The sequence below is a fragment of the Bacillus sp. FSL R5-0447 genome (assembly GCF_038606125.1).
Lineage (GTDB): Bacteria > Bacillota > Bacilli > Bacillales > Bacillaceae > Bacillus > Bacillus velezensis.
Genome location: NZ_CP152012.1, coordinates 4,076,419 through 4,090,738 on the forward strand (window position 1 = coordinate 4,076,419; position 14,320 = coordinate 4,090,738).

Sequence of the window (14,320 nt, forward strand, 5' to 3'; positions counted from 1 at the left end):
AGGGACGGCCATGCTTGGAGGTATTGAAGCCGGCGGCACGAAATTTGTCTGTGCCGCCGGACAAAGAGACGGCACCATTCTGGACAGAGCAGAGTTTCCGACGGGAGAACCGGATGACACACTCAGACAGGTCATCCGGTACTTTAAAGATTTCCCGATAGAAGCCATCGGCATCGGGTCGTTCGGGCCGATTGATATCCGTCCTGACAGTCAAACATACGGGTGCATCACCGCGACGCCGAAGACAGCCTGGCGGAACTGCCCTATTCTTCAAACGATCAAAAGCGCTCTGGATATTCCCGCAGGCTTCACCACCGACGTGAATGCGGCGGCGCTCGGAGAAGCTTCTTTCGGCGCGGCCAAAAACACGGACAGCTGCCTCTATTTGACGGTCGGCACGGGCATCGGCGCGGGCGCCATTATGAACGGCAGATTTGTTCAAGGGCTGTCTCATCCTGAAATGGGCCACATTTATGTCAGAAGACATCCGGACGACGGCTACAAAGGCAATTGCCCATACCATACAGATTGTCTGGAAGGTCTCGCGGCAGGCCCCGCCATTGAGAAACGCTGGGGGAAAAAAGCATTTTTGCTCACGGATCAGCAGGAAGTGTGGGAGCTTGAGGGCTATTATATTGCCGAAGCGCTTGTGCAGTATATTCTCATACTTTCGCCGGAAAAGATCATTCTCGGCGGAGGCGTCATGAAGCAGCGGCAGCTGTTCTCTTCTATCCGTCAGCACGTGAAAAAGCGGCTGAATCAATATATTGATCTGCCCGACATTGAACACTTCATCGTTCCCCCTCAATTAGGGATTCACTCCGGCGCGGCCGGTTCGCTCGTATTGGCGGAGCAGGCCTTAGAAGCGGCAAACCGGGAGGCGGGAAAATGACGAAACTCTTATTTTTGGAACCGGTTTTTAAAGAAAGATTATGGGGCGGGACGAAGCTGCGCGATACATTCGGGTATGAGATTCCTTCTGAGCGGACGGGAGAGTGCTGGGCGATTTCAGCTCATCCGCACGGCACATCCATTGTGCGGAACGGGCCTTTTTCCGGAACATCATTACAGCGTCTCTGGAGTGAACACCCTGACCTGTTCGGACATCCGAAAGAAGAGGCTTTTCCCCTGCTCACAAAAATTCTTGACGCAAATATGGACTTATCCGTGCAGGTTCATCCGGATGACGCATATGCACATCGGCATGAAAACGGAGAACTCGGAAAAACGGAATGCTGGTACGTGTTGGACTGCAAAAAAGACGCGGAGCTCATTTTAGGGCATCGCGCCCAAACAAAAGAAGATTTCGTTCGGCTTATTGAACGAAACGAGTGGGATCACCTGCTCCGCCGCATCCCCATTAAGCCCGGCGACTTTTTCTATGTCCCGAGCGGCACACTGCATGCTTTATGCGAAGGTACGCTCGTTCTTGAAATCCAGCAAAGCTCTGATGCCACCTACCGGCTTTACGACTATGACCGGACGGATGGGAACGGGAATAAACGCGAGCTTCATCTTCAGAAAGCAATTGACGTAACAGGCATTCCGCATACCGATGAAAATGTAAAAAGCACAAAGCATCGGATCAGAGATGCTCTGATTACGATACTCGCCGAAACACCTTTCTTTTCAGTTTATCAATGGGATGTGAGCGGGAAAGCATCATTCCCCGCACCCGGCCGGTATTTACTCGCAAGCGTCACGAAAGGACGCGGAGAACTGGATGGATGCCCCATTCACAAAGGCGATCACTTTATCGTGCCGGCGGATTCCGGAGATTTTGTTATAGAAGGAGATTGTGAGGTTATCGTTTCACATCCTTCATCATCTTAAAAATCAGGAGGTCTTTTATATGCTCAAAAAGTTAGCAGTCTGCCTGTCTATCGTTTTATTACTCTTAGGAGCCGCCAGCCCGATATCGGCTCACACCGTTTATCCCGTCAACCCAAATGCCCAGCAGACGACAAAAGATATCATGAACTGGCTGGCGCACCTGCCCAACCGTTCAGAAAACAGGGTCATGTCCGGGGCGTTCGGCGGGTACAGCGATGTCACTTTTTCAATGACAGAGGAAAACCGCTTGAAAAACGCGACGGGACAGTCTCCCGCCATCTACGGCTGTGACTATGGGAGAGGATGGCTTGAAACAGCGGATATCACCGATTCTATCGATTACAGCTGCAACAGCAGCTTAATCTCATACTGGAAAAGCGGCGGCCTCCCTCAGGTCAGCCTGCATCTCGCAAATCCGGCTTTTCCATCCGGAAACTATAAAACAGCCATCTCAAACAGCCAGTACAAAAACATTCTGGACCCTTCAACTGTTGAAGGAAAACGGCTTGAGGCGCTGCTCAGCAAAATCGCCGACGGCCTTACTCAGCTGAAAAATCAAGGCGTCACCGTTCTGTTCAGACCGCTGCATGAAATGAACGGCGAGTGGTTCTGGTGGGGGCTGACAGGCTACAACCAAAAAGACACGGAAAGAATCTCGCTGTACAAAGAGCTTTACAAGAAGATATACCGCTATATGACAGAGACAAGAGGGTTGGATAACCTTTTGTGGGTGTATTCGCCGGATGCCAACAGAGACTTTAAGGCAGACTTTTACCCAGGCTCATCTTATGTGGATATTACCGGTCTGGACGCTTACTTCACTGATCCGTATGCGATATCAGGCTATGATGAAATGCTGTCTCTGAAAAAACCGTTTGCCTTTGCCGAAACCGGTCCGTCCGGCAATATCGGAAGCTTTGATTATGCTGCTTTTATCAAGGCGATCAGGCAAAAATACCCCGAGACCACGTACTTTTTGACATGGGATGAACAATTAAGTCCGGCGGCCAATCAAGGCGCGCAAAGCCTTTATCAAAACAGCTGGACGCTGAACAAGGGCGAAATATGGAACGGCGGGTCCTTGACGCCGATCGCGGAATAACCGCTTCTTTTGAAAATCGGTTTTAAGAAACGGCTCTGCTGGGCATATTGTTACCGTTCAAAAAGGAGGGTTCAACAATGGAAAATAACAAAAACAGCGAAGAAACGCTTTCCAGTAAGACGACCGGTAAAGGCGAGTCAGAAGACACGCTGACAAACCGGCAGGGCCATCCGGTCACTGACAACCAGAATGTCAGGACAGTCGGCAATAGAGGACCGACGACATTGGAGAATTATGATTTTTTGGAGAAAATCAGCCACTTTGACCGCGAACGGATTCCCGAGCGCGTCGTTCACGCGCGCGGCGCCGGCGCACACGGATACTTTGAGGCGTACGGAAGTTTTGGAGACGAGGAGATTTCTACATACACAAGAGCGAAAGTGTTTCAAAAGAAAGGAATGAAAACTCCGGCGTTTGTGCGGTTTTCTACCGTCAACCACGGAAAGCATTCCCCGGAAACATTGCGTGATCCCCGGGGGTTTGCCGTTAAGCTTTATACCGAAGACGGCAACTGGGATCTGGTCGGCAACAACTTGAAAATCTTTTTTATCCGTGATCCGCTGAAGTTCCCGGATCTTGTGCACGCATTTCAGCCTGATCCCGTTACGAACATTCAGGACGGCGAGCGTATTTTCGACTTCATTTCCCAATCACCGGAAGCGACTCATATGATCACTTTCTTGTTTTCGCCGTGGGGCATCCCGGCCAACTACCGGCAGATGCAGGGCTCAGGCGTCCATGCCTACAAATGGGTCAATGAAGAAGGAAAAGCCGTGCTCGTCAAATATCACTTTGAACCGAAACAGGGCATCCGCAACCTGACACAGAAGGAAGCGGAAGAGATTCAGGGGAAAAACTTTAACCATGCGACACAGGATTTGTATGAAGCGATTGAAAAAGGCGATTACCCTGAGTGGGAAGTGTATGCGCAAATCATGACTGATGACGAACACCCCGAGCTGGATTTTGATCCGCTTGATCCGACCAAGCTGTGGTATAAAGACGATTTCCCTTGGAAGCCGATCGGTAAATTGGTTCTGAACAAAAACCCGGAAAACTACCATGCCGAGGTGGAACAAGCGTCATTCGGAACGGGCGTGCTTGTGGACGGCCTTGATTTTTCGGATGACAAATTACTTCAGGGGCGGACATTCTCCTATTCAGATACCCAGCGGTACCGCGTCGGCGCAAACTACCTGCAGCTTCCGATCAACTCGCCGAAAAAGCATGTCGCCACCAACCAGGAAGGCGGGCAAATGCAGTATCGGGTCGATCGGGCAGAAGGACAAAACCCGCACGTCAACTATGAGCCGTCCATTATGGGAGGACTCAACGAAGCAAAGCAGGATGGGAAAGACCATACACCTCATGTCGAAGGCGATGTGAAGCGGGAAGCGATCGACCGGTCGAATAACTTCGGCCAGGCCGGAGAAACATACCGCAGATTTTCGGAATTTGAACGGAACGAATTGATCACAAACCTGGTCAATACGCTTTCTTCCTGCCGGAAAGACATTCAGGATCAAATGATTGAGAATTTCACAAAAGCAGATCCGGACTACGGAAAACGTGTGGCGGAAGGGCTGAAAAAAGCCTCCGAAAGCAACAGCGGCGGGCCGATCGGCACTACTGATACAGCACAAGCCGCAAAACAGGCTGAACAGGAAAGCCATCCGTCTGATCCGTATTAAATAAAAAAACAGGACAATCGCGTCCTGTTTTTTTGAGCTAATTCAGCTCCTGTATATTCTGCTCCGCCGCGGCCGCAAATACTTTCGGCTCCGGACGGTCAAGATCTTCATGGAATAAACTTACTTTGTGAATCTGCCGGTTGTCGTACAGATGAAAGTAGTAGTTCCCGGTGTCACAGCACATGACCGACGTATACTGCGTATAATCAATTTCATTCTCCTCTGTGATCACCGCGCCTTTTGGAATATTCACATTGGACAGCACGTGAAAAGCGGCCGTAACGCCATCCGTTTCATGAGCGGCAGGCTCTAAATGCTCTTTCAGATAAGCGGCTCTGATGAATCGGGATGGCGGCGTGTAATCACCGGGAAGCCCGATCGTTCCAGATCCTTGGCCGAAAGCGGTTAATGTCATTCCGCCCAATGTTTTGCTTTCTGACTGCTGCGGCCTGATTCCGATATAATGGCGCAGATTGGTCACATGCCAAGGAAATTCCGGACTGTTGGTCATCACTCCGGGTTTGTTGTCATATACTTTCATTCCCTCCGGTGTCGGCTCGATGACAATGCAGCCGCCCGTGCGGTCTGATAAAATCCAATGAAGAGGCAGCACCGTATCCAATAACATTAACTTCTTCTCTACAATCGTCAGCATTGAGAGCTTTTCCTTTATGTCTTCAAGAGATTCACAGTTTGATAAGGCCCAGGTGACAAACTCATGAGGAGCGATGTGACAGGTGCCCTCCCGTTCCGCTTTCTCGTATCCCGCAAAGCCCGGAAAATACAGCGTCGCACACGACAGCCCTTTTTCATTTACGCCGTCGGCAAACAGAACATTGCCGAGATTTCTCCCCATGCCGATAAATGCGTATTTCGTCTTATGCATCCTGCCGTCAGCTTCGCTTTTCCAGCTGTACTGACGAGGATAAAGCACGACGTCCGTCCCGAGCTGAAATGCAAAATCCATCGTTCGCGCCAATAGGTGATTACCGTCTGTCGTTTTCAATGTAAGACTTGTACACATATCATCAATCCCCTTTTCATTAATGAAATTTACACAAAGTAAACTATTCTTCCAGCTTAACGAATAATGGCTCCATTCGTCAAAAGATTGACACATTTCTCCTTAATACATATTAGTCCGTAAGCATATCCATGCCTTTTAAACCCTGGCAAATCGTTTTGGCGGCAGTGTTTGTTCCGTTTTTTCAAAAAAATTTTGAACGGCTGTCAACGAGGCTTTACATTGTTTTTCCTGCATGCTGGAATTTGTAAACGGCAGGTCAATCTGTTAAGCTATGTCTTTATGTTAAAGAAGAACATACGGAGGAGATTATCTATTGAAAGTAGAAAGGCGAACGATTGAACATATTCCGCATGACGAAAGACACGGAAAGGCTAAAGATTTATTCCCCGTCTGGTTCGGGGCTAATATGCATATTACGACGTTAGTCACAGGCACACTGCCCGTTACAATGGGACTCGATCTCTTTTGGAGTATCGCCGCCATTATTATCGGGACCTTTATCGGCGCAATCTTTATGGCGTCTCATTCCGCACAAGGGCCTCAGCTCGGAATTCCGCAAATGATTCAAAGCCGCGCGCAATTCGGCGTGATCGGAGCGATTCTGCCCCTCTTTTTGGTCATGTTTATCTACCTGGGCTTCTTTGCGAGCAGTACGATTCTCGCAGCCGGTACACTGAGCAGCTTTGTACCGATTCCGGCTTCATGGTGTATTATCGGCTTAAGCGCCATCTGTTTTTTACTCACGATCTACGGTCATGATCTGATTCACAAAATGCAGAAAATCCTCTCTTGGACCTCCTTTGCCGTTTTTTTTGCTGCAACGATTCTTATTTTTCAACTGCCGATTCCTTCAGGAAGCTGGGTGCCCGGCTCATTAGACCTGCCTGTTTTCCTAGTGGCGGTCAGCGCGGTGGCCACATGGCAGCTGGCATACGCGCCATATGTCGCAGATTATTCCCGTTATCTGCCGGTCAAAACACCGGCATCGCATACTTTTTGGTACAGCTACGCAGGTACGTCAGTCAGTTCCATCTGGATGATGCTTCTCGGCGCCATTTTGACGACGGCGCTCCCGGAATTTACCGCTAATGCGGGAAATGAGATTGTCCGATTGTTCGGTCCGTTTTCCTTTATTATGCTGATCATCGTCCTGTTCGGGCAAATGGCGATCAACGTCTTTAATTTATACGGAGCCTTTATGTCAACGACGACTACCTTGGAGCCGTTTTTAAAACTGAAGGTGACGCCGAAAACGAGAGTGGTAATGATCCTTTGTGTGACGGCAGCGGGTACTGTATTAAGTCTCTTGGGCCAAAGCAATTTCATGGAACTGTTTTTAAATTTCATCTTTTTCATCAGTTATTTCTTAATTCCATGGACGGCGATCAACCTCGTGGATTACTATTTTATCCGCCGCGGAAAATACCACGTCAAATCGATGTTTGACGTCAACGGGCAATACGGCAGGGTCAATTGGATTACAGCGGCCGCCTTCGTTTTGTCGATTATATTAGAAATCCCATTCATCAATACATCCTTTTACATCGGGCCGCTCGCTGAAATATTCGGCGGAGGCGACATTGCCTGGGTCATCGGCCTGGCCGTTCCGTCGCTGCTGTATTATGTCCTGATGAAATCAAGGGTAAAACAACAAGAGGCGCCTTCTCTATGAAGACGCCTTTTCTTTATTCATATTCCTTCCATACACGCGGCAGCAGTTCAGAAAGTTCGTGCGCCAATAAGGTATGGGCGGAGCGCTCTTTCGTCCATAACTCCGCACATTCACCGTGAAGGCGGACGGCGTTCAATACGGCATGCTTCGGGTCTTGATGACAGCACAGCATGCCGAGAATCATTCCCGTCAGCGTGTCGCCGGTCCCGCCTTTTGCAAGCGCGCCGTTTCCGGTTGTATTCCTGCGGCATTCCCCGTCGGGAAAAGCGATAATGGTTTCGTTTCCTTTCAGGACAATCGTGACGTGAAGCCGCTCCGCCCATTCCGCGGCATATCCCGCTCTGTTCTGCTGAATCTCTTGAATCGGAAGGCCTGTCATTCTGGAAAATTCGCCGGGATGAGGCGTCAAGATCACGGGGGCTTTCCTCTTTGGATAGGTTCTTTTCGTAATGGCGCCCGCGTCCAGTATGACGGGATAATCGGCAGAAAGCAGCTGATCAGCCGCCTGCTGCACTTCGTCTGTTTGAGGAAGGCCCGGCCCGATGGCAGCGGCCCGGATGGTTTCCCCGGGCTGGCCCGCCGCGGCTTTTTTCCAGCCGTCACGCCAGTACGTCGCTTCCGGCAGCACCGGGACGATAAGCGGGATGACGCCTGCCGATGTACCGATGACGAGCTTGCCGACACCGCTTCTCATCGCGCCCAATCCGGCCAGAAGGGCGGCTCCCGGCATGTCTTCGCTGCCGGCCAGCAATAACGCCGTCCCGAACGTCCCCTTATGGCTGTCTGCCTCCCGTTTCGGCAGCGTATCTTTCACATCCTGTTCCGTCCAATCCATTATATTCATCTCTGTACCTCCTCTTCTGTCTCCTATTTATATTCCAAACAAGAAGAGATTTTAAACCGCACAAAAAAAACAGCCGCTCGTTTGCGGCTGTTTATGTTCTGATCGGAACATCAAGACGGTAAAGCTTCCGGTACCGTTCGTTTTCTGCAAGCAGCTCTTGATGAGTTCCTTCCATTTCTGCTTTTCCATTTTCTAAAAAGACGATTTTATCAGCTGTTTCCACACCCGCTAAATGGTGTGTAATCCAGAGAATCGTTTTCTCTTTAAAGACATCAAAAATCGTATCAAGCAATTCGCGTTCAGTGACCGCATCAAGGCCGACCGTCGGTTCATCAAGGATGATGACCGGCGTGTCTTGGAGCAGAATACGGGCAAGCGCGATCCGCTGCCGTTCCCCGCCTGAGAAACGAATCCCCGTCTCCTGGACGGAGGTTTCATATCCGTCAGGCAGTGATTCAATATAATCATGCAGCTTCACCTGCCGAGCCGCACGCTTAACATCTTCATCACTCGCCTTGCCGTTTCCGAGCCGGATATTGTTCATAATGCTCGTGTTAAAGAGATGAGGTTTCTGATTCAAAACGGCCACCGCTGAGGAAATCTGCTCCTGCACGGCCGCAGTTTCCAGCCCGTTCAGCATCACTTTGCCCGAATCGGGAACTAAGGCGCCTTCAATTAAAGCGAGAGAGGTCGACTTACCGGAGCCGCTCCTGCCGAGCAGCGCCATTTTTTCACCTTGGCGGAGAGTGAAGGAAAAACGGTCAAGCACATGACTGTGCTGATCATAAGAAAACGTCACGTTATCAAATGTAAGTGTCACATCAGATACATCCAGTTTCTCATCTGTCTGCTTCACCTCACGACTTCGCAGCTCCGGAGCCGCCTGACTCATTCTTTTGATGGAATCCTGATAAGAAGGCACTTCCGTCAGCGCATCCGAAAGGGGCAGAAACGCCTCTGTCAATGGAAATACGACAAGCACAAAGGCCGCGATCATCGTGTTGGCGATGCTGCCGTCCGCATACTGACCCGCCGTCCAGAACAGCATGATCAATATGAAGCCGCCGACAAGACATTGCGCGGCGAGATCACGCCATCTCGTAAACCGCTGACGTTTGCTTTCAAGATCAAACCATGCCTTCTCTTTCTCTTCATAAGAGGAAATAAAGGCCGCCTGGCGTCCCGAGAACATCCAGTCGCTCACGCCGAGCACGGCATCTGTCAGCCGGCTGTAGAGCGTATTCCGGCCGCTTTTCAGCCTCATGTTTTTCGCTCTCGTCACAAGAAGCGACACAACCGGAAACATTACAACCAATATAAACAGGTAAATCGCCGCAAAAGCGGCAAACGGCCAGGAATAAAAGCCGAGTCCGATAACGGAGGCCGCATACAGCAGCAAAGCGGAAACCGCAGGGAAAATCGTTTTTAAAAACGCATCCTGCAAATGCTCAATATCCTCAGCCAAAATGCCGAGCATGTCGCCCGTCCGAAAACGGGATGAAAGCATGAGCGAGGCCGGCTCCAGCATATTGTAAAGCCGCACCCTCATGTCGGACACGATTTTCAAAATGATATGGTGCCCCGTCAGACGCTCGGCGTACCGTGAGACTGAACGGGCAATCCCGAAGGTCCGCACGGCTACAATCGGAACGTACACCAGCAGGATATTCTCAGGCCTGGTCGCCGACTTAGAGATCAAAAAACCGGAAGTGAACATGAGAAAGGCCGCCGAAAAAATCGTCACCGCGCCTAAAAAAATCACAAGAACAAACAAACGGGCATTTTGCTTCATATACGGCAGAATCCATTCTTCTTTTCTCATGTTCTTTCCCCCAGTTGCGCCTTTACAAGTTTGGCGTATACGCCTTGTTTCGCCATCAATTCGTCGTGGGTGCCGATTTCCGCCACCGCGCCGTCATCAAGCACGATAATTTCGTCCATCTCAAGCATCCAGTGAAGACGGTGAGTGGCCAGAAAAACAAGTTTGTTTTCAAACAGGTCTTTCATCGTTTCTTTTATTTCATATTCTGTTTCAATATCAAGGTGAGCGGTCGGCTCATCCAAAAGGAGAATCGGCCGGTTTCCTAAGAAGGCTCTGGCCAGCGCGACACGCTGAGCCTGTCCTCCGCTGAGCGCCCGTCCGCCCTCGCCGATCCGGCCGTCAAGACCGCCGGGCAGATCACGGATCAGTTCGGAAAGACCCGCCGATCTAGCGGCCTGCGCCGTGTCCTCACGCGAAGCATCAGGATGATAAAACCGGATATTATTCAAAAGCGTGTCATCAAAAATATACGGGTGCTGCGGAATATAAAGCAGCTGCTTCTGCCAGCCGTCCGACTGCAGATGCGAGCGTGATTCACCGTTTACCTTGATCTCACCGGACGCAGGCTCTAAAAAGCCGCCCAGCACATCAATGAGTGTCGATTTTCCCGCACCGCTTTCCCCGATAATCCCGATTTTCTTCTTCCCTTTGAAGGACAGATGAAATTCAGACATCGATTCTCGGACGGACAAACGCGTAAGCTGTAATTCATCCCCGTCAGTCCACGTATCAAGTTCGAGCGGCTTTTCTTCTTTAAAACCGGGCTGCGCCAAAATCGCTTGAATGGTTTTCCCCGCCTCCTGCCCGTTTAACGTCGCGTGGTAATCATTTCCCACTTCGCGGACCGGGAGAAAATATTCAGGCGCGAGAATGAGCGCGGTCAATGCCGGCCCGAGCAGAATTTGTCCGTCTATCAGCCGCAAGCCGAGAAACACCGCCACTGTCGCCACCGACAGCATCGTAAAAAAGTCCAGGGCGAATGATGATAAAAACGCGACCCGGAGCGTGCTCATCGTCGCCTTGCGGTATCTCTCACTGACATGAAAGATATTTTTGCTGTGTGATTTGCTTAATCCTAAAAACCGCAATGTCTCCAGTCCGCGGAGCGAATCCACGAAATGATTGGAAAGCGTCTGATATGACTTCCATTGGCGATCAGCTTTTTTCTGTGCGACAAGTCCGAGCAGAATCATAAATACAATCAAAATCGGAAGCGCAAGAATCAGAATCAATGCCGATGTTTTATCCTGAAAAAACACGTAAATGACAACGGCCGCCGGCACAATCGCCATGCTGACCATTTTCGGCAGAAACAGCTCTAAATAACGGCGGAACTGGCTGATGCCTTCCATCGCCAGCGTCACCATCCGGCCTGTCCCCTCTTTTTTCGCAAAGCGGGGGCCGAGACGGAACAATTGCTCAAGAAATCTTTTTCTTACGTCTGCGCCGGTTTGCGCGGCATATTGGTACACGATTTTCTGCCGGACCGTTGTCACCGCATGCCGGACCAAAAACGCAAGCAGGAAAAAGCCGATAACCGGATAAAGAGAAGCAATCCGCTTCCCGTTAAATAATCCGGTTACCGCCTGGCTCAGCCATTCCGCCTGCAAGATGATGGCGGCCGTTTGTATAATCGTTAATCCCGTAATGATCGCAAGAATCCGCTTCATTCCTTTATAAAGAAACAGGTCTTTTCCCATTAATAAGTCATAGGCTCCTTATGGCTGACGCGTTTCCGGAAGACATAATAGCTCCAGATCTGACTGCCGATGACAAACGGCAGCAGAGTCAGTGCGGCAATTGTCATGACCTTAAGTGAATAATCACCGGAAGACGCGTTAGCTACTGTTAAGTCATACGCGCTTTTCAGCGAACTGACCATGACGCGCGGGAACAGAGAGATAAAAATCATCGCAACTGTCAAAGCAAGACCCGCGCCGGTCATACCGAATGCCCAGCCGTCTTTTTTCTTGCTCATGAACACAACGGCAAGAACGTTGCAGATGACAATCAGCACGAATACCGGAATCGTGATGTTTGCCCGGCGTGTAAACATATCCGTATCGTATGCAGACATCGCAAAGAAAGCAAGTACAACAAGAAAGATAACACCGATTACGCGTTTTGCCATTTTTCTCGCACGCTCTTGTAAATCACCGATCGTGCGCAGTGTGACAAACATTAAACCGTGCAGGAATGAAAGAAGGGTGACGGCCGCTCCGCCAAGGACGGAATACACGTTCACAATATCTGAGAAACCCGCATGCATATTCATATGGCCGTCAATCGGCATGCCGCGGAACAAGCTTGTGAAGATAAGGCCGAATACAAACGGCGGGATAAGGCTGCCGAAGAAAATCACCCAGTCCCATGTTTTGACCCATTTTAAATGATTCACTTTTCCGCGGAATTCAAACGCCACGCCGCGGCCCATTAAAGCAAGAAGGATGATGATAAACGGAATATAATATCCGCTCAGCATCGTCGCATACCAGTTCGGGAATGCCGCGAAGATCGCTCCCGTACCTGTCAGCAGCCATACCTCATTCGCATCCCAGAACGGGCCGATGGTGTTAATCAGCACTCTGCGTTCTAATTCATTATGGCCAAGAAATCGGGTCGAAATGCCGACACCGAAGTCAAAACCTTCTAAAAAGAAAAATCCGACAAACAAAACTGAAACGAGTACAAACCAAAGATCATGAAGTGACCCCATGGTAAACCTCCTGACTGAACGGATCCGTTGATACAGGAACATCCTTATGATCATCATGGTCCGCACCTTTTTTAATTTCACGAACGAATAGGAAGACAAGCAGCGCGCCTAAAATCAAATACATGACGCCGAAGCCGATAATTGAAAACAGCAGAGATCCCGTCGTTACGTTAGGCGAAACGGATTGTGCGGTCGTCATTTGCCCCATAACAGTCCACGGCTGGCGGCCGATTTCAGTCATAATCCATCCTGCAGAGTTCGCAATGAACGGGAATGCGATCAGCGCGATCATGCCCCGTAAATACCACTTGCTCGTATGAAGCTTTTTGCGGCGGTTCAGAATAAAGCCGGCAATCGCGGCAAAAATCATAAGCGCGCCCGCTCCCGCCATAATGCGGAAACTCCAGAACGTCGTTTTGACAGGCGGGATATAGTCGCCTTTTCCGTACGTTTTTTCATATTCTTTTTGAAGTGTTTTCATCCCTTTCACACTGCCGCTGAACTTCTGGTAAGCCAAGTAGCTGAGTGCGTAAGGAATTGAAATCTCTGATGTGTTTTTTTCTTTATTCGTATCAATATTCGCAAAAGCCGTCCACGCGGCAGGATCACCGCTGTCATCCCAAAGCGCTTCACTGGCAGCCATTTTCATCGGCTGCGATTCCATTAAATGCTCAGCCTGCATATGTCCGCTGAACGCAACGCCGATACCTGCGATCAGACCGACAATCATCGAAAGCTTGAAAGATTTATGGAAGAAAGGCACTTCTTTTTTCTTCAATAATTTAAATGCGCTGACACCGGCAATAAAGAAAGCACCCGTCGCAAGCGCCCCGAAAATGACGTGAGGGAATTCAACCCAAAGCTGAGGGTTTGTCAAAAGCGCCCCGAAATCATTCATTTCCGCGCGGCCGTTTTTAATCGCAAAGCCGACCGGCTCCTGCATGAATGAGTTTGCCGTCAAAATCCAGAAAGATGACATAATCGTTCCGAAAGATACAAGCCAAATGCAAAGCAAATGCACTTTTTTAGATAAACGGTCCCAGCCGAAAATCCATAATCCGATAAAAATAGACTCCATAAAAAACGCCAAAAGCGCTTCAATCGCAAGCGGAGCCCCAAATACGTCTCCGACAAAACGGGAATAATCAGACCAGTTCAATCCGAACTGGAATTCCTGAAGAATCCCTGTGACGACGCCGACAGCGAAGTTAATTAAAAAGAGATGCCCCCAAAATTTAGCCATTTTGAGATAGGTCTCTTGTTTTTTGACAACATAAAGCGTCTCCATCAAAGCAACCATAAACACAAGCCCGATAGACAAAGGCACAAACAAGAAGTGAAACAATGTTGTAGATGCAAATTGAATGCGGGCTAATACCAACTCACTCATGATGTTTTTCCTCCAATCTGGTAAATTGCTCAACACTTCACAAACATAGCGAAATCATTGCTCGGTATTTCACAAAAAATGATATATTTGCTCAATGTTTCACAAATTCGTCAAAACTATTGAAATATCAGCCTGTACACCCTGGGGGACAGCGGCTGTCATAGAAATGATTCAATATCATTACTTTACAACGATTCAGCCTAAAAAAAAAGATCAATATACC

11 protein-coding genes are annotated in these 14,320 nt (G+C 49.5%); 5 read left to right on the top strand and 6 right to left on the bottom strand.

What is annotated here, in order from left to right; all coding sequences use genetic code 11:
- The first annotated feature begins 10 nt into the window (after nt 1-10).
- The 4 genes from NYE68_RS20550 to katX all read left to right on the top strand — a co-directional run bounded on the left by NYE68_RS20550 (nt 11) and on the right by katX (nt 4,626).
- Nucleotides 11-892, top strand: coding sequence for an ROK family protein (locus NYE68_RS20550; protein ID WP_266138714.1), 882 nt, complete (start codon nt 11-13; stop codon nt 890-892).
- Complete coding sequence (manA, locus tag NYE68_RS20555) at nt 889-1,833, top strand: mannose-6-phosphate isomerase, class I (protein WP_040238718.1); 945 nt, start codon at nt 889-891, stop codon at nt 1,831-1,833. Before NYE68_RS20550 ends, manA begins: the two co-directional genes overlap by 4 nt.
- A gap of 19 nt (nt 1,834-1,852) precedes the next feature.
- Nucleotides 1,853-2,935: a glycosyl hydrolase gene (locus NYE68_RS20560; protein WP_033574341.1), complete on the top strand. Its 1,083-nt coding sequence runs from the start codon at nt 1,853-1,855 to the stop codon at nt 2,933-2,935.
- A 77-nt stretch (nt 2,936-3,012) separates the two neighbouring features.
- A complete protein-coding gene (gene katX / locus NYE68_RS20565; protein WP_031379229.1) occupies nt 3,013-4,626 on the top strand; it encodes a catalase KatX in 1,614 nt (537 codons plus the stop codon).
- Between the two features lie 37 nt (nt 4,627-4,663).
- Here katX and NYE68_RS20570 read toward each other — a convergent pair whose 3' ends face one another.
- Nucleotides 4,664-5,650, bottom strand: coding sequence for a choloylglycine hydrolase family protein (locus tag NYE68_RS20570; RefSeq protein ID WP_003150840.1), 987 nt, complete (start codon nt 5,648-5,650; stop codon nt 4,664-4,666).
- 316 nt (nt 5,651-5,966) lie between these two features.
- On the opposite strand from NYE68_RS20570, the gene NYE68_RS20575 reads away from it, so the two are divergent.
- A complete protein-coding gene (locus NYE68_RS20575; RefSeq protein WP_015240847.1) occupies nt 5,967-7,325 on the top strand; it encodes a cytosine permease in 1,359 nt (452 codons plus the stop codon).
- Between the two features lie 13 nt (nt 7,326-7,338).
- Here NYE68_RS20575 and NYE68_RS20580 read toward each other — a convergent pair whose 3' ends face one another.
- The 5 genes from NYE68_RS20580 to NYE68_RS20600 form a co-directional block, all read right to left on the bottom strand.
- Complete coding sequence (locus NYE68_RS20580; RefSeq protein ID WP_040238716.1) at nt 7,339-8,169, bottom strand: NAD(P)H-hydrate dehydratase; 831 nt, start codon at nt 8,167-8,169, stop codon at nt 7,339-7,341.
- 91 nt (nt 8,170-8,260) lie between these two features.
- A complete protein-coding gene (cydC, locus tag NYE68_RS20585; protein WP_012118781.1) occupies nt 8,261-9,991 on the bottom strand; it encodes a thiol reductant ABC exporter subunit CydC in 1,731 nt (576 codons plus the stop codon).
- Nucleotides 9,988-11,691: a thiol reductant ABC exporter subunit CydD gene (gene cydD, locus NYE68_RS20590; RefSeq protein ID WP_060673838.1), complete on the bottom strand. Its 1,704-nt coding sequence runs from the start codon at nt 11,689-11,691 to the stop codon at nt 9,988-9,990. Before cydD ends, cydC begins: the two co-directional genes overlap by 4 nt.
- Entirely contained in the window at nt 11,691-12,707 is a 1,017-nt protein-coding gene (cydB, locus tag NYE68_RS20595) for a cytochrome d ubiquinol oxidase subunit II (RefSeq protein ID WP_003150830.1), read from the bottom strand. Before cydB ends, cydD begins: the two co-directional genes overlap by 1 nt.
- Nucleotides 12,691-14,097, bottom strand: a complete 1,407-nt coding sequence (locus NYE68_RS20600) for a cytochrome ubiquinol oxidase subunit I (RefSeq protein WP_015418520.1) — start codon at nt 14,095-14,097, stop codon at nt 12,691-12,693. The genes cydB and NYE68_RS20600 overlap by 17 nt, the downstream gene beginning before the upstream one ends.
- Nucleotides 14,098-14,320 lie beyond the last annotated feature (223 nt).

What these genes read in the sequence shown, in the direction of transcription:
- NYE68_RS20550 (WP_266138714.1), top strand. Translation starts at nt 11, where the DNA reads ATGCTTGGAGGTATTGAAGCCGGCGGCACGAAATTTGTCTGTGCCGCC.
- manA (WP_040238718.1), top strand. Translation starts at nt 889, where the DNA reads ATGACGAAACTCTTATTTTTGGAACCGGTTTTTAAAGAAAGATTATGG.
- NYE68_RS20560 (WP_033574341.1), top strand. Translation starts at nt 1,853, where the DNA reads ATGCTCAAAAAGTTAGCAGTCTGCCTGTCTATCGTTTTATTACTCTTA.
- katX (WP_031379229.1), top strand. Translation starts at nt 3,013, where the DNA reads ATGGAAAATAACAAAAACAGCGAAGAAACGCTTTCCAGTAAGACGACC.
- NYE68_RS20570 (WP_003150840.1), bottom strand. Translation starts at nt 5,650, where the DNA reads ATGTGTACAAGTCTTACATTGAAAACGACAGACGGTAATCACCTATTG.
- NYE68_RS20580 (WP_040238716.1), bottom strand. Translation starts at nt 8,169, where the DNA reads ATGAATATAATGGATTGGACGGAACAGGATGTGAAAGATACGCTGCCG.
- cydC (WP_012118781.1), bottom strand. Translation starts at nt 9,991, where the DNA reads ATGAGAAAAGAAGAATGGATTCTGCCGTATATGAAGCAAAATGCCCGT.
- cydD (WP_060673838.1), bottom strand. Translation starts at nt 11,691, where the DNA reads ATGGGAAAAGACCTGTTTCTTTATAAAGGAATGAAGCGGATTCTTGCG.
- cydB (WP_003150830.1), bottom strand. Translation starts at nt 12,707, where the DNA reads ATGGGGTCACTTCATGATCTTTGGTTTGTACTCGTTTCAGTTTTGTTT.
- NYE68_RS20600 (WP_015418520.1), bottom strand. Translation starts at nt 14,097, where the DNA reads ATGAGTGAGTTGGTATTAGCCCGCATTCAATTTGCATCTACAACATTG.